The sequence below is a fragment of the Micromonospora sp. WMMD1219 genome (assembly GCF_049315215.1).
In the GTDB taxonomy this organism is placed as follows: domain Bacteria; phylum Actinomycetota; class Actinomycetes; order Mycobacteriales; family Micromonosporaceae; genus Micromonospora; species Micromonospora tulbaghiae.
In genome coordinates, this window is record NZ_CP186057.1 from 6,151,662 (window position 1) to 6,172,505 (window position 20,844).

Here is a 20,844-nt window from a genome sequence, read left to right on the forward strand (position 1 = left end):
ATGTCGGTCATGTCGTCGCCGGTCGAGTTCCTGGAGCTGCTGGCGCGCGAGGCCGCCGCGGTCGAGTTCGAGGGCCCGCTGGTGGCCGCGCGCGCCGCCGGCCTGCCCGCCGAACGGCTGGCCGAGCTGGAGCAGGCGAAGGTGGTGGCGCTGCGGGTACGGGCGCTGCTGGCCCGCCGGCGCCGCCGGGAGACCGAGCTGTCCGGCCTGTACGACACCGCGAGCGACCTGGCCGGGCTGCGCGACCTGGACGACGTGCTGCGCGCGATCGTGCACCGGGCGCGGATCCTGCTCGGCACCGACGTGGCGTACATGACGCTCAACGACGACGAGCGCGGCGACACGTACATGCGGGTCACCGACGGCTCGATCTCGGCCCGGTTCCAGCGGCTGCGGCTGGAGCTGGGCGACGGGCTGGGCGGGCTGGTCGCGCAGACCGGCACGCCGTACGTCACCTCGAACTACCAGGAGGACGAGCGGTTCCGGCACACCGGGGAGATCGACGGCGGGGTGGGCGAGGAGGGCCTGGTGGCCATCCTCGGCGTGCCGCTGCGGCTGGGGTCCAGCGTGATCGGCGTGCTGTACGCGGCGAACCGCTCGGCCCGGCCGTTCGCCCGCGAGGAGGTGTCGCTGCTGGTCTCCCTCGCGGCGCACGCGGCGGTCGCGATCGACACCGCGCGGCTGCTCGCCGAGACCCGTGCGGCGCTGGCGGAGCTGTCGGCGGCGAACAGCACCATCCGGGCGCACAGCAGCTCCGTGGAGCGCGCCGCCGCCGCGCACGACCGGATGACCGCGCTGGTGGTGCGCGGCGGCGGGATGGAGGACGTGGCGGCGGCGGTCACCGAGGTGCTCGGCGGCGCGCTGCTGGCGCTGGACGCCGAGGGCCGACGGCTGGCCCGGGTCGGCGAGATCGAGGAGCCGGACCGGGCCGACATCGTGGAGGCGGTGGCCGCGTCGCGTACGGAGGGGCGCAGCGTGCGCCGGGGCCCGCTCTGGTACGCGGCGGTGGTGGCCGGTGCGGAGAACCTGGGCGCGCTGGTGCTGCGCCCGGACGACGAGCTGGTCGACGCCGACCAGCGGATCCTGGAACGCGCCGCGCTGGTGACCGCGTTGCTGCTGCTGTTCCGCCGGACCGTGGCCGAGGCGGAGGGACGGGTCCGCGGCGAGCTGCTGGACGACCTGATCGCCCGGCCGCTGCGCGACGCCGACGCGCTGCGGGCACGGGCCCGCCGGATCGGGGTGGACCTGGACGCCCCGCACGTGCTGGTCGCGGTCGGCGACGACGCGTTCGCCGAGACCGGCTCGGCCCGGCAGCGGGTGCTGTCCTGGGCCACCACGTACGCCTCGACCCGGGGTGGCCTGGCCGCGGCGCGCGACGGGCGGGTGGTGCTGATGCTGCCGGGCCACGACGCCGGTGGTGCGGCACGCGCGGTGGCGCGGGACCTGTCCCGGGTGACCGGCCGGCCGGTGACCGCCGGGGCGAGCGGGCCGTCGACCGGTCCGGCGTCGCTGGCCGTCACGTTCGCCGAGGCGGAGCGCTGCCTGTCCGCGCTCGGCGCGCTGGGCCGGGCCGGGCAGGGAGCGAGCACCGCCGAGCTGGGGTTCGTCGGGCTGCTGCTGGGCGCGGTCGGTGACGCCGGGGACCGGGACGTGGCCCGGTTCCTCGCCACCACGGTGGGGCCGGTGCTGGACTACGACGCCCGGCGGGGCACCGCGCTGGTGAAGACGCTGGAGGCGTACTTCGGGGTGGGCGGCAGCCTGGCCCGCGCCGCCGAGCAGCTGCACGTGCACGTGAACACGGTCACCCAGCGGCTGGAGCGGGTCGGGCACCTGCTCGGCGCGGACTGGCAGCGGCCGGAGCGGGCGCTGGAGGTGCAGCTCGCGCTGCGCCTGCACCGCCTGCGCACGCCCGGCCGCTGAGCGGCCGGGCACGGCGACCCGGGATCAGCGCACGCGCAGGCCGTCCAGGACCGTGTCCACGATCCGCTCGGGCAGCATCCGCTCGTCACGCTCGGGGTGCCAGCGCAGCATCCGCTGGGTGAGCATCGGCGCGGTGAGCAGCGACATGGTCACCTCGACGTCGAGGTCGTCGCGCAGCTCGCCCTGCTCGATCCCGCGGCGCAGCACCTCGCGCAGCGCCGCGCGCCGGGGCTCGACGATCGCCTCGTACGCCTGTCGGTGGGCCGAGCTGCGGTTCACCTCGGGCACCAGGCAGGGCATGATCTTGCGGACCCGGGGGTCGGCGTGCTGGCCCACGGCGCCGACGAGCAGCACCAGGTCGTCGCGGACGGAGCGCCCGGCGGTGCGGGGCGCGGGCCCCTTGAGCGTGCGCAACGCGTCCAGCAGCAACGCGTCCTTGCCCGGCCAGCGGCGGTAGATGGTGGCCTTGCCGACGCCGGCGCGGGCCGCGATCGCCTCGATGGACAGCGACTCTATGGTGCTGCCCTCGGCCAGCAGGTCGAGGGTGGCGTCGACGATCGCCTCGTCCGCGCGGGTGCTCCGCGGTCGCCCGGGCGACCGCGGAGCATCCGCCGTGGAAGTCATGTCAGACATTGTCCACGAACCTACGCGGTACCGGCCAACTCCCGGTCGGTGACCGGCGTCGCGTCGGGGGCGACGACCGGCCGGCCCGGCATCCAGCGCAGCACGATCACGATGCCGAGCGCGGCCACCACCGCTGAGGCGCCCGCCGCCCAGTGCATGGCCGAGACGAACGAGTCGTTCGCCGCGTCGATCAGCCGCGGCGCGTCGGGGCCGAGCCGGCCGGCGACCGCGTACGCCCCGGAGACCGACTCGCGGGCCGCGTCGCGCACCGGGGCGGGCAGGGCCGCCACCGCCGGGCCGACCTGGTCGCGGTAGACGGCGGAGAGCACCGAGCCGAGCACCGCCACGCCGAGCGCGCCGGCCACCTGGCGCACGGTGTTGCTGACTGCGGAACCGACGCCGGCCTTCTCCCGGGGCAGCGAGGACATGATCGACTCGGTGGCCGGCGGCATGATGTTGGCCATCCCGGCGCCCTGGAGGAAACCGAGCGCCGAGAAGATCCAGATCGGGGTGTCCGCGTCGATGAAGACGAACGCGGCGAGCGCCACAGTGGTGAGCAGCAGCCCGACGGCGGCGACCGCCCGGCCGCCGTAGCGGCGGACCATCGCCGCGCTGCGCGGCGCGAAGATGAGCTGGGCCGCGGCGAACGGCAGGAACAGCAGGCCGCTCTCCAGCGGGCTGTAGCCGCGGACGAGCTGGAGGTAGAACGCGCCGAAGAACATCACGCCCATGGCGGCGAAGAAGACCAGCCCGACCAGGGCCACCGGGGCGGCGAAGCGGGGCACCCGGAACAGCCGTACGTCCAGCGACGGGTGGTCGCTGCGCAGCTCGTGGGCGACGAACCAGCCGAGCACCGCGAGACCGCCGAGCACCGCGACCCACACCTGCGGGCGACCGAAGCCGTGCTCGCCGCCGTCGATGATGCCGTAGGTGAGCGCGACCAGGCCGACCACCGAGAGCAGCACGCCGAGCAGGTCGACCCGGCCGGGCTTCGGGTCGCGCGACTCGGGGACCAGGGCCGCGACGAGCACCACGCCGAGCGCCACCACGGGCACGTTGATCAGGAAGACCGAGCCCCACCAGAAGTGCTCCAGCAGCGCGCCGCCGAGCACCGGTCCGATCGCCACCGCGAGGCCGACCGCGCCGGCCCAGACGCCGATCGCCTTGGCGCGCTCGCGCGGGTCGAAGACGTTGGAGATGATCGAGAGTGTCACCGGCATGATGGCCGCGCCGCCGACGCCCATCAGCGCGCGGGCCGCGATGAGCTGGCCCGGGTCCTGCGCGTACGCGGACAGCAGCGAGGACAGGCCGAACAGCGCCAGCCCGAGGATCAGGAAGCGGCGGCGGCCGAGCCGGTCACCGAGCACGCCGAAGGTGAACAGCAGTCCGGCGAAGACGAGCGTGTAGGAGTTGATCGCCCACTCCAGCTCGCCCTGGGTGGCACCGAGGCCGTGCACCGGGTCGGCCAGGGTGCGCAGCGCGACGTTGAGGATGGTGTTGTCGAGGACGACCACCAGGAGGCTGATCACCAGCACGCCGAGGATCGCCCACCTCCTCGGGTGTCCGGTGTTCTCGTGCGATTCCACTGCCGTTCTCCCCCCGGTTCACCCGCGTTCGAAATACGATACGGGCCAGACTCGTAACGTTGCCGAGCGTAGGTGAGCCGGTTTCGATACGGAACGGGTTCGTATCGGATGTGTCTCAGGTCACGCGGGCGGGCCGGCCGCCAGCGCCAGCCGCAGCAGCGCGTCCCGTACCGGCAGCAGCCGCCGCACGCCGGACAGCCGCCCGGCCCACCGCGCGCCGGCCGCGATCCGCTGCGTGGGCCGCCGGCGTCGCCCGTCGTACGCGCGCAGCGCGGCCGGCACGTCCCCGGCGTCGCGTACGCAGTCGGCGAGCGTGACCGCGTCGATCAGCGCCTGGCAGGCGCCCTGCCCGAGGTCCGGGGTCATCGCGTGCGCGGCGTCGCCGAGCAGCGCCGTCCGGCCGGACACGTACGACGGCAGCGGCGTCAGGTCGCGGATCTCGTGCCGCAGGATCCCCTCCGGGGTGAGCGCGTCGAGCACCTCCGGCACCGGCGAATGCCAGTCGCCGAAGAGGCGGCGCAGTTCGGCCCGGTCGTCCGGCGGCGCCGGGTGCCCCTCGGGCAGCCGCACCGCGGCGTACCAGTTGGTGCGGCCCGGCCCGGCCGGGGTCAGCCCGAACTTGCGCCCCCGCCCCCAGGTCTCGCCCCCCTCGGCCAGGTCCATGTCGACCACGCCGCGCCAGGCCACCGCGCCCGCGTAGCGCAGCGGGTACCGCTGCCCGTACATCGCCGCCCGCACCACGCTGTTGATCCCGTCCGCGCCCACCACCAGGTCGTACGCGTCGAGCAGCGACCCCGGGTCGGTCACCGGCGCGCCGAGGCGCAGCGCCGGGCCGGGCAGCGCGCCGGCCAGGACGGTGAGCAGCACCGGCCGGGTGACCAGGTGCACCGGCTCGCCGTGCCGGCGTTCCAGCCGCTCGACGTCGACGGTGGCGATCCGGCTGCCGTCGGGACGCCGGATCGACCCGCCGGCCTGACGGCTGCCCCGGCGGCGCACCTCGTCGCCGACGCCGAGGGCGTCCAGGGCGCGCATCGCGGCGGGCCAGATGCCGAGCCCGGTGCCGCTGTGCGGCAACGCGGCCGACCGCTCCAGGACCGTCACCTCCCAGCCCGCCGCGCGCAGGCCGATGCCCGCCGCGAGCCCGCCGATGCCGCCCCCGACCACGACCGCGTGTCCGCCCATGCGGTCACCGTACTACAGATGTAGTCGGCCACACTACGGCTGTAGTCTGACCGGGTGACCGATCGCCGGCAGCTCCTGCTCGACGCCGCCATCCGGGTGCTCGGCACCGGAGGGCCGCGGCAGCTCACCCACCGGGCCGTGGACGCGGAGGCGGGCCTGCCCGAAGGCTCGGCGTCCAACCGGTTCCGCACCCGGGAGGCGCTGGTCACCGGCGTCTTCGACCGGCTGGTCGAGGTGGAGACGGCGGCCTGGCAACGGCTCGCCGCGGACCTGCCGCCGGGCGACGTCGCCGCGTTCGCCGCCGTGGTCGGCCGGCTGATCCGGGAGTTCACCGACCAGCAGCGGGTGGTCACCCTGGCCCGGTACGCGCTGTTCGTCGAGGCGGCAGTGCGGCCCGACCTGCGCCCGGCGATCGAGGCCGCCCGGGCACGGCTGGCCGGCTGGGGCGAGCCGCTGCTCGCCACGCTCGGCTCGGCCGATCCGCCCGCCCACTTCCGGATGCTGCTGGCGCTCGTCGACGGGCTGCTGAGCAACCAGCTCGCCTCCCCCGATGACGGCTTCGACCCGGAGGCCGCCGTCGCCACGCTGCTGCGCGGCCTCCGCGCCGGCTGACCGGATGCCAGGCGGCGGGCGTCAGGCGGGCCCACAGGCAGCCGGCGCCAGGCGCGGGCCGGTCAGGCGCCCTGGCGTCAGGCGCCGCCTCCGGCCAGGCAGGCCAGCGTCGCCTCACCGAGGGTGGTGAGGCGACGCGGCACGGCCGACGAGGGCGGGAACGGCTCGATCCACCCCGGACCGGCGGCGAGCACGCGTACCCCGGGCAGGTCCCGCCGCAGACGGACCAGGCGGTACGCGCGGCCCGTCAGCGGCGACTGCGACCAGACCACCACCACCCGCGGGCGGACCCGGACCACCGCGCTGGCCAGCGCGGACCAGGGCAGCGCCGGGCCGAGGTGCAGCGCGCCCCGGCCACGTTCGCGCAGCGCCGCGGCGAGGGCGTGCAGCCCGAGGCAGTGCGTCTCGTGCTCGGCGCCGGCGAGCAGCACGCCCTGGGCGGGAAGCGGCCGGGACGGCTCACGGCCGAACACGTCCAGGCCGACGCGTACCCCCTCGGAGAGGGCGTGCTCGACGGCGATCTCGGCGGCGCTGTCGCCGCGCAGCGTGCCCAGCAGCGGCAGGCAGACCTGTTCCCAGGCGGGCACCACCCCGGCCTCGGCGGCCAGGTCGAGCACCAGCCCGGCGACCCGGTTGTCGTCCAGGTCCTCGGCGGCGGCGGTCAGCCGTTTGCGGGCCGTCTCGGCGGCCCAGGTCGGCATGTTCTCGGTCAGCAACGGACGTACCCCCGGGTAGCTCTCCTACCCAGGGGTTCGTCCGCACGGCCCGATCCGGATGCGCCACCGGCGAATCCGGCCGAGCCGGATCAGTCCGGGAAGGTGACCACCCAGCGGGCGCCCTCGCCGCGGGCCAGCCGCTCCAGCGCGGCGGGCGCCTCGGCCAGCGGCACCGTGCCGCTCACCAGCGGCCCCAGGTCCAGGTCACCGGCGGCGAGCGCCTCGGCCAGCTCCGGCACCTCCCGGTCCGGGTCGGTCGAGCCGTACACCGAGGAGCGCAGCGTGCGCGCGGAGTGGAAGATGTCCAGCGCGGAGAGGCTGAGCATGTCGTCCTTGCCGCCCATGCCGACCACGGTGACCGCTCCCCCGCGCCGCGTCGCCCGCCAGGCGGCGCGGATGGTGGCGGACCGGCCGACACACTCGAACGCGTGGTCCACGCCGCGTCCCTCGGTGCGGACCCGGATCTCCTTGCCCAGCCGGTCGTCCGAGCGGAGGAAGTCGGTGGCCCCGGCGGCGAGCGCCAGGTCCCGCTTGGCCTCCACCACGTCCACGGCGAGGATCGGCGACGCGCCGGCCCGCCGCGCGGCGGTCAGCACGGCCAGGCCCACCCCGCCGAGCCCGATCACCGCCACCGACTCGCCGGGTGCGACCCGCGCGGTGTTGCGGACCGCGCCGACGCCGGTGAGCACCGCGCAGCCCAGCACCGCGGCCTGCTCCGGCGGCAGTCCGGCCGGCACCGGCACGGCGGCGCGCTGCGGCACCACCACCTCCTCGGCGAGCGCGCCGAGCCCGAGCGTGACCTGAAGCGGCTCGCCGGCGGCCGTCTCGCCCCGGGGTGTCGACGGGTTGGGGTTGGCGGCGCAGAGCCACGGCTCGCCGTGCCGGCAGTGCCAGCACTCCCGGCAGGCCGGCGCCCAGTTGAGCACCACGGGCGTGCCGACCGCGAGCGTCGTGCCGGGCCCGGCCTCGGCCACCACGCCCGTGGCCTCGTGCCCCAGCACCAGCGGGTACGCGGGCGCCAGCGTGCCGTCCACCATGGCCAGGTCGGAGTGGCAGATGCCGGCGGCGCGGATGCGTACCCGCAGCTCACCCGGGCCGGGCGCGGGCAGCCGTACGTCCTCGACCGCCGGTGTCTCGCCCCGGCCGCGCACCACGAGCGCCCTCATCGCTGGATCGCCTTCACCTCGGTGAACTCCTCCACGCCGTACGCGCCCAGCTCCCGGCCGAGGCCGGACTGCTTGTAGCCGCCGAACGGGGCGAGCGGGTTGAACGCGCCGCCGTTGACGTCCACCTGGCCGGTACGCATCCGCCGCGCCACTGCCAGCGCCGCCTCCTCGTCGGCCGACCAGACCGCGCCGGCCAGCCCGTACCGGGAGTTGTTGGCGATGGCGACCGCCTCGTCGGTGTCGGCGAACGGGATCACCGCGAGCACCGGCCCGAACACCTCCTCCTGGGCGAGCGCGCTGTCCGGGTGCACGTCGGCGAACACGGTGGGCGCCACGAAGTGCCCCTGCGGCGGCAGTGGCGCGTCCGGGCCACCGGCGACGAGCCGGGCGCCGTCGGCGAGCGCCCGGTCGACGTGGTCGCGTACCCGCTGGGCCTGCGCGGCGGAGGCCAGCGGGCCGAGCCGGGTGGCCGGGTCGAACGGGTCGCCGAGCCGGTAGCCGGCCACCGCCGCCGCGACCAGGTCCAGCGCCTCGGCGTAGCGGTCGCGGTGCACGAGCATCCGGGTCCAGGCGGTGCAGGTCTGCCCGGAGTTCAGCAGCGCGTTGCCCACGCCGACCTTGACCGCGGTGGGCAGGTCGGCGTCGGCCAGGACGACGTTCGCCGACTTGCCGCCGAGTTCCAGCGACACCCGGGCGATCCGCTCGGCGGCCAGGTGGGCGATGCGCCGGCCGGTGGCGGTGGAGCCGGTGAACGAGACCAGGTCGACGTCGGGGTGCGCGGCGAGCGCCTCGCCGACCACCGGGCCGGTGCCGGGCACCAGGTTCACCACGCCGGGCGGCAGGCCGGCGTCGGTGATCGCGTCGAACAGCAGGTACGCGGTCAGCGGCGTCAGCTCGCTCGGCTTCAGCACCACTGTGCACCCGGCGGCGAGCGCGGGCGCGACCTTGGCGACCACCTGGTGCAGCGGGTAGTTCCACGGGGTGATCGCCCCGACCACGCCGACCGGCTCCCGGACCACGAGCGAGTTGCCGACCGTGTGCTCGGCGGCCGGGCGGGCGGCCAGGTCGACCATGGTCCGCAGCACTGTCAGGGGCAGGCCGGCCTGGACGCGCGTGGCGAGCTTGAGCGGGGTGCCCAGCTCGGTCGCCACCGTGCGGGCGATCTCGTCGGCGCGGGCGGCGAGCGCGGTGTGCAGCCGATCCAGGTGCGCGGCCCGCTGCTCGGGCGCGGTGGCGGCCCAGCCGGGGAACGCGGCGCGGGCGGCGGCGACCGCGCGGTCCACGTCGGCGGGCGTGCCGGCGGGCACCTCGCCGACGATGCTCGCGGTGGCCGGGTTCTCCACCGGGATGGTGTCGTCCGACGACGGGTCGACCCAGTCACCGGCGACGTGCAGGTGGCGGCGTGTCAGCAGGGCGGGCGGGGCGGCGGCGAGATCCATGGCGTCCTTCGGGGGCGGTGGAAACTAGCGGTGGGAGTTTCGACGCTACTCCGGACCGCCGACCCGTTCCAGCGGGGCGACGGTGGCCGCGTACTCGGCGGCCAGCCCGTGCAGCAGCGCGTCCAGGCCGAGCGCGAACGCCCCCTCGTCCACGCTGCGCTGATGGCCGGCGAGGCGGTGGGCCTGGTTGAGGTGCGGGTGCGCGGCGTAGAGCGACGGGTCCTCGACGAAGCCGCGGGCGAACGAGCCGAGCGCGGACCCGGCCACGAAGTAGCGCATCGCGGCGCCGATGTGGGTGGCCCGCGCGGGCGGCCAGCCGGCCCGGACCAGTGAGCCGTAGACCGCGTCGGCCATGGCGAGCGCGGCGGGACGGCGGCCCGGCCCCTGCGCCAGGTACGGCACGATGTTCGGGTGCGCGGCCAGCGCGGCCCGGTACGAGCGCGCCCAGCGGCCGAGCGCGTCGAGCCAGTCGTGCTCCTCGAAGACGCCGATGTCGACAGTCGCCGCGACGCCGTCGGCCACCGCGTCGAGGATCTCCTCCTTGGTGGCGAAGTGGTTGTAGAGCGAAGGGCCGCGGACGCCCAGCGCGGCGGCGAGCCGCCGGGTCGAGAGCGCGTCCAGCCCGTCGGCGTCGATCAGCGCCAGCGCGGTCTCGACGATCCGGTCGCGGGTGAGCAGGGCCTGTCGGGGTCGGGGCACCTGGTCATCATCCTCCTTTCGACATCGGGTCTGGACGCGGGAAAACTTCCAGCGCTAGTTTATAGGCAGTCGACCTGAGGGGGCACCGTGGACTTCGCACTGTCCGACGAGGAACGCGCGATCCGGGACACCGTTCGCACGTTCGTCACGCGGGAGGTGATGCCGCTGGAGGCGGAGGTGTTGCGCCGCGAGCGCGCCCACCAGCCCGGCCTGGACCGCTCCGAGCTGCGCGAACTCCAGCTCAAGGCGAAGAAGTTCGGCTTCTGGGGGCTGGCCACGCCCGAGGAGTACGGCGGCATGGCCCTGCCCGCGGTGATGCAGTCGCTGATCTGGACCGAGCTGGGCCGCAGCTTCGTGCCGTTCCGCTTCGGCGGCGAGGCCGACAACATCCTGTTCCACGCCACCGAGGAGCAGAAGCGCGAGTTCCTGATCCCCACCATCGAGGGCGAACGGATCTCCTGCTTCGCCATCACCGAGCCCGGCGCGGGCTCCGACGCGGCGAACATCAAGCTGCGCGCCCGCCGCGACGGCGACGACTGGGTCCTCGACGGCGAGAAGACGTTCATCACCAACGGCAACGACGCCGACTTCGCCATCGTGGTCGCGGTGACCGACCCGGAGAAGGGCGCCCGCCGCGGCGGCGCGACCGCGTTCCTGGTGGACCGCGCGATGGGCTGGCGGTCCGAGTTCATCCAGACCATGGGCGAGGGCGGCCCGGCCTCGCTGATCTTCGACGGCGTACGGGTGCCGCACCGCAACATCCTCGGCGAGATCGGGCAGGGCTTCACGCTCGGCATGGAGTGGATCGGCAAGGGCCGCTACACCATTCCGTCGCACGCCGTCGGCATCGCCGAACGAGTCCTCCAGATGGCGATCGACCACGCCAACACGCGCGAGACGTTCGGCGCGCCGATCGGCACCAACCAGGCCATCCAGTGGATGATCGCCGACTCGGAGACCGAGCTGGAGGCGGCCCGCTGGCTGATCCTGCGCTCGGCCTGGACGGTCGACCAGGGCCTCGACCCCCGGCACGCCTCCTCGATGGGCAAGCTCTACGGCGCCGGCATGGTCAACCGCGTGGTGGACCGGGTGCTCCAGATCCACGGCGGCATGGGCTACACCCGTGAGCTGCCGATCGAACGCTGGTACCGGCAGGTCCGGCTGTACCGGATCTTCGAGGGCACCGACGAGATGCAGCGGCTGATCATCTCCCGCGACCTGCTGCGCGGGTACACGAAGATCGGCGGCCACCTGGCCTGACGCGTTGTGTCCCGACTCTGACTCTGCGCAACCGGCTACGGGCGCCAGGTGTGTCCCCGGCAAAGGCACCACCAGCCGGAGGAGATGCACATGCGTACTCGAATCACGGCCGTCGCGCTCACGACGGCCGCCGCCATGCTCGGAGTCCTCGCGGTCTCGGCCGCACCGGCCTCGGCGAGCGTGAGTCAGGGGTACATCACGGGTTCCGGCGACTGGCGGGACGACTGGGGCGACGAGGGCCCGATCTCGGCGTCGACACGCTCGTACAGCAACGTCGTCGCCATGTGGCAGATGATCCTGTGGGCCGACGGCTACCTCACCCACTCCGACGTCGACTGCCGGTTCGGGCCGCAGACGACGGCGGCCACGAAGCGGTGGCAGAGCGCCCGGGGCCTCGTCGCCGACGGCGTCGTCGGGGCCAGGACCCTGTCCCGGGCGGCCACCCGGCTCGTCGTCTGGAGGGCGAGGGCTGGTACGCCTACGACGGAACCACCGACTACTTCCAGCTCGGTCGCCGGACCGACGGCAGGTGGGACATGACCCTCGGCCCGGACCGCGGATGGAAACTGCTCTCCTACACGTCCGCGACCTTCGACGTCTGCTGAGCGGTTCGGGACGGCCGGCGCGCAGTGACGCGCCGGCCGTTCTCGCCGCCTTCGGGCCGCTCCCGGCCGCTCTCCGGTTGCGGGGTCAGCCGGTCAGGGCCTCGACCGCCCGGTCCACGTCCGCCTCGGTCGTGTAGAGGTGGAACGAGGCGCGGACCCGGCCGGCCCGTACCGCCGCGCGCACCCCCGCCCGGGCCAGCCGCTCCTGCGCGTCCGGCACGTCCACCGTGACGATCGCGCTGTCGCCGGGCGGCCGGCCCAGCCCGGCCAGGAACCGGTTGGCCAGCCCCACGTCGTACGCGCGCACCGCCTCCGGGTCCAGGTCGGCGAGCAGTTCCAGCGCCGGAGCCGCCCCGGCGTAGCTCATCCAGGCCGGGGAGATGTCGAAACGCCGGGCGTCGCCGGCCAGGCGTAGCGGCGGTCCGTAGTAGGAGGCGTGCGGGTCGCTTCCGGCGTACCACCCGGCCGCGTCCGGGCGCATCCGCTCGCGCAGCGCCGGGGCCAGGTAGGCGAAGGCCGAGCCCCGCGGCGCCATCAACCACTTGTACGCCGCCACCACCACCGCGTCGGCCCGGTCCGCCGCGAACGGCAGCCACCCGCACGCCTGCGTCGCGTCGGCCACCACGAACGCGCCGTGCGCCCGGGCCGCCGCGACGATCTCGTCGTACGGAGTCACAGTGCCGTCGGCGGACTGCACCACGCTGAACGCCACCAGGTCCGTGTCGGCGTCGATCGCGTCGACCAGGCCGGCCAGCGGCACGGTGCGTACCCGCACGCCGCGCTCCTGCTGGACCAGCCACGGGAACAGGATCGAGGTGAACTCGGTCTCGGGCACCACCACGGTCGCGCCCGCCGGCAGCCCGGCCGCGATCGGCGCGACGAGTTGCGACGCGCTGGCGCCGACGCTCACGTCGGCGACGTCCACACCGGTCAGCCGCGCGAAGGCGGCCCGGGAGCGGTCCACCGACTCCTCCCACACCTCGAACGACACCCGCCCGGTCCGCCAGTCGGCGAGCACCCGCTGCACGGCGTCCCACACCGGCTCCGGCGGCAGTCCATAGGTGGCCGTGTTCAACCAGCCCGGCTCGGGCTGCCACAACTTCTGCGCCTGCTCCAGCTCCATGGCCCGACGCTAGCCACCCCCTCCCCCACCCCGACACCGCCAATCCCACCCCCGTGGCCCCGCCCTCGCCCCGACCCCCGCTCCCCGGCTCCCATGCCCCGCGATCTTGCACTCTCGGCCCCGGCAATTGGTGCAAAGCCGCAAAACGCAGGGCCGAAACTGCAAGATCGCGCAGCGGAACGGGGGGTGGGCCGGGGTGGGGCGTCAGGGGGGTGGGGGGAGGTCGGTCAGGGCGGCGGCCATCTCCGATCGCACCCTCGGCAAGGACCAGGTGGCCAGGTCGCGCAGGGTGTGGTGGCGGCGCAGGCGCCGTACCGCGGTCAGGCCGACCAGGTAGCCGCACCGTTTGGGCAGGTCGCCGGCGAGCGGCGAGTCCCGCATCAGGAAGTACGGGGCGTGGTGCTCGGCGTCGGTGGCGTCGAGGTCGGCGCGTACCCGGCGCAGGATCTCCGGCCACCGGCGGCGGCACTCGTCGAGCCAGGGGCGGTGGCCGGGGCGGCCGAACCAGAGGCACGCCTCGTCCGGCCGTCCGGCGTCGAGTTCCGCGGTGACCTGGGTGGCGAGCCCTTCGGTGAACAGCGCGTTCGCCACCCCGCACTCGGGCCAGTCGCGGATCGCGGCGCGGCGGTCGTGCACCACGTGCGCGGCCTCGTGCCGCACCAGCAGGTCGAGGTCCTCCGGCGGCCCGAGTTGTTCCACGGCGAGGAAGAGCGCGTATCTGCCGTTCAGCTCGCCGGCCCAGCCGTTGGCCTGGTTCAGCCCGACCAGCACGACGCACTCGACCGGCCCGCCGTCGCCGGACCAGCCCAGTGCGTCGGCCACCGCCGCGACGCCGTGGGGCAGCGCCACGCGTACCGTCTCGGCTCGTGCCGCCAGGTCGGCGGCGCGGTCGCGGAGCCCGTCCAGGACGGCGGCCACCCGGGCGGCGTCGGACCAGTCACCGTCGCGGCGCAGCGCCCGCGCCACGTCCGGATGCCCGGCCGGGTAACGGGAGGCCAGGAGTTCCGGCGCGCCGCGGCCGGCGCAGGCGAGGAAGTCGGGCACCAGGTCGCGGATCCGTAGCAGGTCGGTGGGCGGCATCCGCACGATGCTGCCCGGCCGTGGCGCGCCGGGCAAGACCGCGACGGTACGGGGCCGGCCCCGCATCTGAAGGAAGTCTTCATCAAAGAGAGCGTTAATGCAAGGTATCGACATAGACAAACGTCACGCTATAGGGTGCGGCGAACCGGCGACGTGAGCGCAGTCGCCCCCCTGTAGTGGACGAGGAGTGCCTGTGACGATTCGGAGACCCTCGCGTCGGATGAGCCACCTGCTCGGCGGCGCCCTGATCCTCATGATCGGCCTGACCGGCCAGCCGGCCCAGGCCGCGCCACAGCACGGCGCGCAACCGCTCGCCGCCGCCTTCGACCGGGCCGCCGCCGGCTCCGACGTGCCGCGCGACCTGCTCGCCGCGCTCGGGTACGCCGAGACCCGCCTGGACGGTCACGGCGGCGAGCCCAGCGCCTCCGGCGGATACGGCGTGATGCACCTGACCAGCAACCCGAAGGTGCGCACGCTCGACGAGGCCGCGCGCCGGACCCGGCTGGACCGCGCCGAACTGCGTACCCGGGACGCGGCGAACGTGGCCGGCGCGGCGGCGGTTCTGCGCTCCTACGCCGACGAGGCCGGGTTGACCCCGGCGCAGCGCGACGACGTCAACCAGTGGTACGGCCCGATCGCCCGCTACGGCGGCTCGGCGGACGCGGCCACCGCCCGGCTGTACGCCGACTCCGTGTACGACCTGCTCGCCCGGGGCTTCATCGCGACCACGGCCGGCGGCGAGGTCAGCGTGGACGGCCGCCCGGTCGCGCCCCAGCGGGGGCGGTACGCCGACGTGGCGCCGCTGGGCACCGGCGACTTCGGCACCCTGAGCACCGACTACGGCCCGGCGGCCTGGGTGCCGGCCAACTCGTCCAACTACACGGTCTCCAGCCGCGAGTCGGCGTACCCGATCAACTACATCGTCATCCACACCATGCAGGGCAGCTACGCCGGCTCGATCAGCTGGTTCCAGAACGCCGCCGCCGGCACCAGCGCGCACTACCTGCTCCGCTCCTCCGACGGCGCGGTGACGCAGATGGTGCGGGACAAGGACATCGCCTGGCACGCCGGCAACTGGACCTACAACACCCAGTCGATCGGCATCGAGCACGAGGGGTACGTCGACAACGCCTCCTGGTACACCGACGCGATGTACCGGTCGTCGGCGGCGCTGACCCGGTACCTGTGCGACAAGTACGGCATCCCGAAGACCCGCACAAACATCATCGGGCACAACCAGGTGCCGGGCGCGACGCACACCGACCCGGGTTCGAACTGGAACTGGACCTACTACATGCAGCTCGTCACCGGCGGCACCACACCCCCGCCGACCGCCTGGTCGACCGTCGTGGACAACACCACCGCCGGCCGGTTCACCGCGAGCGCCAACTGGAGCACCTCGACGTACTCGGCGCAGCGCTACGGCGCCGACTACCGGTACGCCAACCCCGTCGCGGCCAGCGACACCGCCTGGTACAAGGTGAACATCCCGGCGACAGCCACCTACCGGGTGGAGGTCTGGTATCCGGCAGTGGCCGGCTACAACACGTCCACGCCGTACATCGTCGCGACGACGAGCGGCAACCAGACGGTCTCGGTGAACCAGACGGCGAACGGCGGCGCGTGGCGCTCGCTGGGCACCTTCACCCTGGCCGCCGGGGACGCCAACAAGGTGGGTGTCAGCCGGTGGTCCGGCAGCACCGGGTACGTGATCGCCGACGCCATCCGCGTCACCCGCGTCTAGCGGTACGTCCCGGCGTCGCGCCGGAGGCGCTCGGCCCGGTCAGCTCACGTTGGCCGGGCCGAGGACGCTCTTCAGGTCACCCATCAGCGCGGTGGTGGGCGCGACCCGGAACGGGCCGAGGCGCAGCGTGGTGACCTTGCCGCCGTTGAGCAGCTTGACGTGCACCTCGGTGTCGCCGGGGTGCAGCACGAGCGTCTCCTTGAGCCGTTCCACCAGCGGCGGCGTGCAGCGGTGCACCGGGATGGTCAGCGTGACCGGCTTGTTGGCCGGGTTGCTGGTGACGTCCGGCATGGACATGTCCATCGCCATGATGCGCGGGGTGTCGTCGCGCCGGTCGACCCGGCCCTTGACCACCACGATGGCGTCCTCGGCGATGTACTGCCCGATCACCTCGTACGTGTTCGGGAAGAACAGCGTCTCCACGCCGCCGGCGAGGTCTTCGAGCGTCGCCGACGCCCACGCCCGGCCCTGTTTGGTGACCCGGCGCTGCACGCCGGAGAGGATGCCGGCCAGCGTGACCACCGCGCCGTCGGGCACGGTGCCCTCCTCGGACAGCGCGGCGATCGTGGTGTCGGCGGCCGCCCCGAGCACGTGTTCCAGGCCGAACAGCGGGTGGTCGGAGACGTACAGGCCGAGCATCTCGCGCTCGAACGCGAGCTTGTCGCGCTTGTCCCACTCCCCCTCGCCGATGACCGGCATGACCGTGGTGGTGCCGCCGGTCTCCGCCTCGCCGAAGCCGGCGCCGAACAGGTCGTACTGGCCGACCGCCTCCTTGCGCTTGACGTCGGCGTACGCGTCGATGGCGTCGGCGTGCACGGCGAGCAGGCCCTTGCGCGGGTGCTTGAGCGAGTCGAACGCCCCGGCCTTGATCAGCGATTCGATGGTCTTCTTGTTGCAGACCACCGCGTCGACCTTGGACAGGAAGTCGTAGAAGTCGGCGTAGTCGCCCTTCTCCTCCCGGCACCGCATGATCGAGGCGACCACGTTCGCGCCGACGTTGCGCACCGCGCCGAGACCGAAGCGGATCTCCTTGCCGACCGGCGTGAACGGCCCGGCCGAGGTGTTCACGTCCGGCGGGAGCACCTGGATGCGCATGCGGCGGCACTCGGACAGATACATGGCCATCTTGTCCTTGTCGTCACCGACCGAGGTGAGCAAGGCGGCCATGTACTCGGCCGGGTAGTGCGCCTTGAGGTACGCGGTCCAGTAGGAGACCAGGCCGTACGCGGCGGAGTGCGCCTTGTTGAACGCGTAGCCGGCGAACGGCACCAGCACGTCCCACACGGCCTGGATGGCCTCGTCGGAGTAGCCGCGCTCGCGGCAGCCGTCCCGGAACGGGATGAACTCCTTGTCGAGGATCTCCTTCTTCTTCTTGCCCATCGCCCGGCGCAGCAGGTCGGCCTGGCCGAGCGTGTAGCCGGCGAGGATCTGCGCGGCGCGCTGCACCTGCTCCTGGTAGACGATCAGGCCGTAGGTGGGCGCGAGGATCTCGCGCAGCGGCTCCTCCAGCTCCGGGTGGATCGGGGTGATCTCCTGGAGCCCGTTCTTGCGCAGCGCGTAGTTGGTGTGCGAGTCCACGCCCATCGGGCCGGGCCGGTAGAGCGCCAGGACGGCGGAGATGTCCTCGAAGTTGTCCGGCTTCATCAGCCGCAGCAGTGAGCGCATCGGCCCGCCGTCGAGCTGGAACACACCGAGCGTGTCGCCGCGGGCCAGCAGCTCGTACGCCTGCTTGTCGTCCAGCGGCAGGCCGAGCAGGTCCAGCTCCCGGCCGTGGTTGAGCTGGATGTTCTTCACCGCGTCGTCGATGATCGTCAGGTTGCGCAGGCCGAGGAAGTCCATCTTCAGCAGCCCGAGCGACTCGCAGGTCGGGTAGTCGAACTGCGTGATGATGACGCCGTCGGAGTCGCGCCGCATCAGCGGGATGTGCTCGATGATCGGCTCGGCGGACATGATGACGCCGGCGGCGTGCACACCGGTCTGCCGGATCAGGCCCTCGATGCCCTTGGCGGTCTCGATGACCTTCTTGACGTCCGGGTCGGACTCGTAGAGGCCGCGGATCTCGCCCGCCTCGGCGTAGCGGGGGTGCTTCGGGTCGAAGATGCCGGACAGCGGGATGTCCTTGCCCATCACCGCCGGGGGCATGGCCTTGGTGATCCGGTCGCCGACCGCGTACGGGTAGCCGAGCACCCGGGCCGAGTCCTTGATCGCGGCCTTCGCCTTGATCGTGCCGAACGTGGCGATCTGCGCGACCTTGTCCTCGCCCCACTTGTCGGTCACGTACTTGATGACCTCACCGCGCCGGCGCTCGTCGAAGTCGATGTCGACATCCGGCATGGAGACGCGCTCGGGGTTGAGGAACCGCTCGAAGATCAGGCCGTGCGGGATCGGGTCGAGGTCGGTGATGCCCAGCGCGTACGCCACGAGCGAGCCGGCCGCCGAACCACGCCCGGGGCCGACCGCGATGCCCTGGCTCTTGGCCCACTGGATGAAGTCGGCGACCACGAGGAAGTACGACGGGAAGCCCATCTGGATGATGACGCCCAGTTCGTACTCGGCCTGGACGACGTGGCCCTCGGGGATGCCGTCGGGGAAGCGGCGCTTGAGCCCGGCGAAGGTCTCCTTGCGGAACCAGGACTCCTCGGTCTCGCCCTCGGGGATCGGGAACCGCGGCATCAGGTTGTGGAACGTGAACATGCCCGCCGGGTCGACCTTCTCGGCCACCAGCAGCGTGTTGCGGCAGCCCTGCTGCCACAGCTCGGAGGAGTCGACGGCGCGCATCTGGTCGGCGGACTTGACGAAGTAGCCGCCGCCCTCGAAGCGGAACCGGTTCGGGTCGGCGACGTTGCTGCCGGTCTGCACGCAGAGCAGCACGTCGTGCGCCTCGGCCTGCGCCTCGTGGGTGTAGTGCGAGTCGTTGGTGACCACCGGCGGGATGTCGAGCTTGCGGGCGATCTCGGTGAGCCCCTCGCGGACCCGGCGCTCGATGTCGAGGCCGTGGTCCATGATCTCCAGGAAGTAGTTGTCCTTGCCGAAGATGTCCTGGTACGCGGCGGCGACCTTGAGCGCCTCGTCGAACTGGCCCAGCCGCAGCCGGGTCTGCACCGCGCCGGACGGGCAGCCGGTGGTGGCCATGATGCCCTCGGCGTGCTCGGCGATCAGCTCCATGTCCATCCGGGGCCACTTCACGTAGTGGCCCTCCATGGAGGCGCGCGAGTTGAGCTTGAACAGGTTGTGCAGGCCGTCGCGGTTCTTCGCCCACATGGTCATGTGGGTGATCGCGCCGTTGCCGGAGACGTCGTCGCTCTTCTGCTCGGGGCGGCCCCACTTGACCCGCGCCTTGTGGAAGCGCGACTCCGGCGCGACGTACGCCTCGACGCCGAGGATGGGCTTCACCCCGGCGTCCATGGCCTGCTTGTAGAAGTCGTTCGCGCCGTGCATGTTGCCGTGGTCGGTGATCGCCACCGCCGGCATGCCGAGTCGCGCCGCCTCGGCGAAGAGGTCCTTGAGCCGGGCCGCCCCGTCGAGCATCGAGTACTCGGTGTGTACGTGCAGATGCGCGAACGAATCGCCCATGCGTGGCGCCCCCCGGGTTGTGGATCAAGCTGCGTCGGAGTCGACCGACCCACCCTACCGAGGTGATCGTGCGGGCTCCACCGTCCGCGCCGAGGGTGGCCCGGGTCTCTCCGACCGGCTGGCGTACGCCACGCGATGTTCTTCTCTATTGCAGTGGTGTGTGACACACACTATCGTGTTGGACATGGTCAGCGAAGAGGTCCTCCGGACCCACCTCCAGGAGCTACGACGCGGCACTGTCGTGGTGGCCAGCCTGGTCGCCCTACGCCGTCCCGACTACGGATACGCACTGCTGCAACGGCTGGCCGCGCACGGCTTCGCGGTCGACGCCAACACGCTCTACCCGCTGCTGCGCCGGCTGGAGGACCAGGGCCTGCTGATCAGCGAGTGGAACACCGAGGAGAGCCGGCCGCGCAAGTTCTACCGGACCAGCGACGACGGCCAGGACGTCCTGAACCGCCTGCTCGACGACATGACCGCGGTGCGGTCGTCCGTCACCGAACTGATCGAAGGAGCGGAACGATGAGTTCCCTGACCGACCGTTACGTCGCCGCCACCATGCGTTCCGTGCCCGCGCAGCGCCGCCTGGAACTCGCCGAGGAGCTGCGCGGCTCCATCGCCGACATGATCGACGACCGGACCTCCGGCGGACAGGACCACGCCTCCGCCGAGCGCGAGGTGCTCACCGAGCTGGGCAACCCCGAGCAGCTCGCGGCCCGTTACAGCGACCGCACGCTGCAGCTCATCGGCCCACGCTACTTCCTGATGTGGTGGCGGTTGCTGCGGCTGCTGCTCACCTGGATCCCGGCGATCGTCGGCGTGCTCGCCGGCGTCACCAAGGCGCTCGTCGACGGCGAGCCGGGTGCGGCGATCGGGGCGGCCGTCGTCGCGGCGATGCAGACGGCGGTGCAGATCGCGTTCTGGGTCACGCTGGTGTTCGCCGTGCTGGAACGCACCCGGACCCCGCTCGGCCTGCCCGAGTGGACCGTCGACCAGCTCCCCGAGGAGACCCGGGAGCGGCAGATCAGCCACTCCGACAGCATCGCCTCGGTGGTGTTCCTGCTCGCCACCGTCGGTGGCCTGATCGGTCAGCACTTCCAGCGCTGGACCACCGACGACGGTTCCCGGATGGCGGTGCTCGACCCGGCTCTCTGGAGCTTCTGGCTGCCGGCCCTGATCGTGGTGCTGCTGGCCACCGTCGGCCTGGAGATCGCGAAGTACCGGTCCGGGCGGTGGACCTGGCCGCTGGTGGCGGTCAACGCGGTGCTCGGCGTGGCCTTCGCCGCCCCGGTGCTCTGGCTGCTCGCCACCGACCGGTTGCTCAACCCGGAGATGGTCGACCGGTTCGCCTGGCTGCGCGAGGGCGGCACGGACCAGGTCGCCCGGGTGGCCGCCGCGGTGGTCGTGCTCGTCACGATCTGGGACGTGGCCGACAGCGCGGTCAAGGCCGCCCGCGCCGCCCGCTGACGCACGGCTCCGGTCCGGCGGCCGAGAGGCCGCCGGACCGGATCCCCT

At 73.3% G+C, this 20,844-nt stretch carries 17 protein-coding genes; 7 read left to right on the top strand and 10 right to left on the bottom strand.

The window, feature by feature from the left end; all coding sequences use genetic code 11:
• Positions 1–1,920 carry a helix-turn-helix domain-containing protein gene (locus ACN27C_RS28715; protein WP_121683421.1) on the top strand — a complete coding sequence of 640 codons (1,920 nt, stop codon included), beginning with the start codon at positions 1–3 and terminating at the stop codon, positions 1,918–1,920.
• Positions 1,921–1,944: 24 nt separating this feature from the next.
• Here ACN27C_RS28715 and ACN27C_RS28720 read toward each other — a convergent pair whose 3' ends face one another.
• The 3 genes from ACN27C_RS28720 to ACN27C_RS28730 form a co-directional block, all read right to left on the bottom strand.
• Entirely contained in the window at positions 1,945–2,553 is a 609-nt protein-coding gene (locus tag ACN27C_RS28720; RefSeq protein ID WP_422749345.1) for a TetR/AcrR family transcriptional regulator, read from the bottom strand.
• 11 nt (positions 2,554–2,564) lie between these two features.
• On the bottom strand, positions 2,565–4,130 hold the full coding sequence (locus ACN27C_RS28725; RefSeq protein ID WP_422749347.1) for an MFS transporter: 1,566 nt from the start codon (positions 4,128–4,130) through the stop codon (positions 2,565–2,567).
• Between the two features lie 120 nt (positions 4,131–4,250).
• The gene (locus ACN27C_RS28730; protein ID WP_422749349.1) at positions 4,251–5,312 is read right to left on the bottom strand and encodes an FAD-dependent monooxygenase; all 1,062 of its coding nucleotides are present in this window, start codon (positions 5,310–5,312) and stop codon (positions 4,251–4,253) included.
• 54 nt (positions 5,313–5,366) lie between these two features.
• Here ACN27C_RS28730 and ACN27C_RS28735 point away from each other — a divergent pair, with 54 nt between their 5' ends.
• Positions 5,367–5,924: a TetR/AcrR family transcriptional regulator gene (locus ACN27C_RS28735; RefSeq protein WP_120570547.1), complete on the top strand. Its 558-nt coding sequence runs from the start codon at positions 5,367–5,369 to the stop codon at positions 5,922–5,924.
• 77 nt (positions 5,925–6,001) lie between these two features.
• Here the strand turns inward: ACN27C_RS28735 and ACN27C_RS28740 are convergent, their stop codons facing one another.
• The 4 genes from ACN27C_RS28740 to ACN27C_RS28755 form a co-directional block, all read right to left on the bottom strand.
• Complete coding sequence (locus ACN27C_RS28740) at positions 6,002–6,640, bottom strand: transcriptional regulator (RefSeq protein ID WP_422749351.1); 639 nt, start codon at positions 6,638–6,640, stop codon at positions 6,002–6,004.
• Between the two features lie 89 nt (positions 6,641–6,729).
• Positions 6,730–7,806, bottom strand: coding sequence for an alcohol dehydrogenase catalytic domain-containing protein (locus ACN27C_RS28745; protein WP_364812996.1), 1,077 nt, complete (start codon positions 7,804–7,806; stop codon positions 6,730–6,732).
• Positions 7,803–9,245, bottom strand: coding sequence for an aldehyde dehydrogenase family protein (locus tag ACN27C_RS28750; RefSeq protein ID WP_422749353.1), 1,443 nt, complete (start codon positions 9,243–9,245; stop codon positions 7,803–7,805). Before ACN27C_RS28750 ends, ACN27C_RS28745 begins: the two co-directional genes overlap by 4 nt.
• A gap of 45 nt (positions 9,246–9,290) precedes the next feature.
• Positions 9,291–9,944, bottom strand: coding sequence for a TetR/AcrR family transcriptional regulator (locus ACN27C_RS28755; protein WP_121683425.1), 654 nt, complete (start codon positions 9,942–9,944; stop codon positions 9,291–9,293).
• An 87-nt stretch (positions 9,945–10,031) separates the two neighbouring features.
• Here ACN27C_RS28755 and ACN27C_RS28760 point away from each other — a divergent pair, with 87 nt between their 5' ends.
• Both ACN27C_RS28760 and ACN27C_RS28765 read left to right on the top strand, forming a co-directional pair.
• Positions 10,032–11,204, top strand: a complete 1,173-nt coding sequence (locus ACN27C_RS28760; RefSeq protein WP_120570551.1) for an acyl-CoA dehydrogenase family protein — start codon at positions 10,032–10,034, stop codon at positions 11,202–11,204.
• 90 nt (positions 11,205–11,294) lie between these two features.
• Positions 11,295–11,744 (top strand): peptidoglycan-binding domain-containing protein, encoded by a 450-nt coding sequence (locus tag ACN27C_RS28765; RefSeq protein WP_422749356.1) that lies wholly within the window; start codon positions 11,295–11,297, stop codon positions 11,742–11,744.
• Between the two features lie 150 nt (positions 11,745–11,894).
• Here ACN27C_RS28765 and ACN27C_RS28770 read toward each other — a convergent pair whose 3' ends face one another.
• Together ACN27C_RS28770 and ACN27C_RS28775 are read right to left on the bottom strand one after the other, a co-directional pair.
• Positions 11,895–12,932 (bottom strand): aminotransferase class V-fold PLP-dependent enzyme, encoded by a 1,038-nt coding sequence (locus ACN27C_RS28770; protein ID WP_422749358.1) that lies wholly within the window; start codon positions 12,930–12,932, stop codon positions 11,895–11,897.
• Between the two features lie 204 nt (positions 12,933–13,136).
• Positions 13,137–14,012 carry a DUF2268 domain-containing putative Zn-dependent protease gene (locus ACN27C_RS28775; protein WP_422749360.1) on the bottom strand — a complete coding sequence of 292 codons (876 nt, stop codon included), beginning with the start codon at positions 14,010–14,012 and terminating at the stop codon, positions 13,137–13,139.
• Between the two features lie 793 nt (positions 14,013–14,805).
• Here ACN27C_RS28775 and ACN27C_RS28780 point away from each other — a divergent pair.
• A complete protein-coding gene (locus tag ACN27C_RS28780; protein ID WP_422751685.1) occupies positions 14,806–15,756 on the top strand; it encodes an N-acetylmuramoyl-L-alanine amidase in 951 nt (316 codons plus the stop codon).
• Between the two features lie 39 nt (positions 15,757–15,795).
• Here ACN27C_RS28780 and dnaE read toward each other — a convergent pair whose 3' ends face one another.
• Complete coding sequence (dnaE, locus tag ACN27C_RS28785; RefSeq protein ID WP_120570555.1) at positions 15,796–19,329, bottom strand: DNA polymerase III subunit alpha; 3,534 nt, start codon at positions 19,327–19,329, stop codon at positions 15,796–15,798.
• A gap of 184 nt (positions 19,330–19,513) precedes the next feature.
• On the opposite strand from dnaE, the gene ACN27C_RS28790 reads away from it, so the two are divergent.
• Positions 19,514–19,855 carry a PadR family transcriptional regulator gene (locus ACN27C_RS28790; protein WP_357798466.1) on the top strand — a complete coding sequence of 114 codons (342 nt, stop codon included), beginning with the start codon at positions 19,514–19,516 and terminating at the stop codon, positions 19,853–19,855.
• Complete coding sequence (locus ACN27C_RS28795) at positions 19,852–20,796, top strand: permease prefix domain 1-containing protein (RefSeq protein WP_358192520.1); 945 nt, start codon at positions 19,852–19,854, stop codon at positions 20,794–20,796. Before ACN27C_RS28790 ends, ACN27C_RS28795 begins: the two co-directional genes overlap by 4 nt.
• Positions 20,797–20,844: the final 48 nt, after the last annotated feature.

Bases quoted from the DNA above. Each gene is read 5' to 3' on its own strand.
- ACN27C_RS28715 (WP_121683421.1), top strand. From the start codon at position 1: ATGTCGGTCATGTCGTCGCCGGTCGAGTTCCTGGAGCTGCTGGCGCGC.
- ACN27C_RS28720 (WP_422749345.1), bottom strand. From the start codon at position 2,553: ATGTCTGACATGACTTCCACGGCGGATGCTCCGCGGTCGCCCGGGCGA.
- ACN27C_RS28730 (WP_422749349.1), bottom strand. From the start codon at position 5,312: ATGGGCGGACACGCGGTCGTGGTCGGGGGCGGCATCGGCGGGCTCGCG.
- ACN27C_RS28745 (WP_364812996.1), bottom strand. From the start codon at position 7,806: ATGAGGGCGCTCGTGGTGCGCGGCCGGGGCGAGACACCGGCGGTCGAG.
- ACN27C_RS28750 (WP_422749353.1), bottom strand. From the start codon at position 9,245: ATGGATCTCGCCGCCGCCCCGCCCGCCCTGCTGACACGCCGCCACCTG.
- ACN27C_RS28765 (WP_422749356.1), top strand. From the start codon at position 11,295: ATGCGTACTCGAATCACGGCCGTCGCGCTCACGACGGCCGCCGCCATG.
- ACN27C_RS28770 (WP_422749358.1), bottom strand. From the start codon at position 12,932: ATGGAGCTGGAGCAGGCGCAGAAGTTGTGGCAGCCCGAGCCGGGCTGG.
- ACN27C_RS28775 (WP_422749360.1), bottom strand. From the start codon at position 14,012: ATGCCGCCCACCGACCTGCTACGGATCCGCGACCTGGTGCCCGACTTC.
- dnaE (WP_120570555.1), bottom strand. From the start codon at position 19,329: ATGGGCGATTCGTTCGCGCATCTGCACGTACACACCGAGTACTCGATG.
- ACN27C_RS28790 (WP_357798466.1), top strand. From the start codon at position 19,514: ATGGTCAGCGAAGAGGTCCTCCGGACCCACCTCCAGGAGCTACGACGC.
- ACN27C_RS28795 (WP_358192520.1), top strand. From the start codon at position 19,852: ATGAGTTCCCTGACCGACCGTTACGTCGCCGCCACCATGCGTTCCGTG.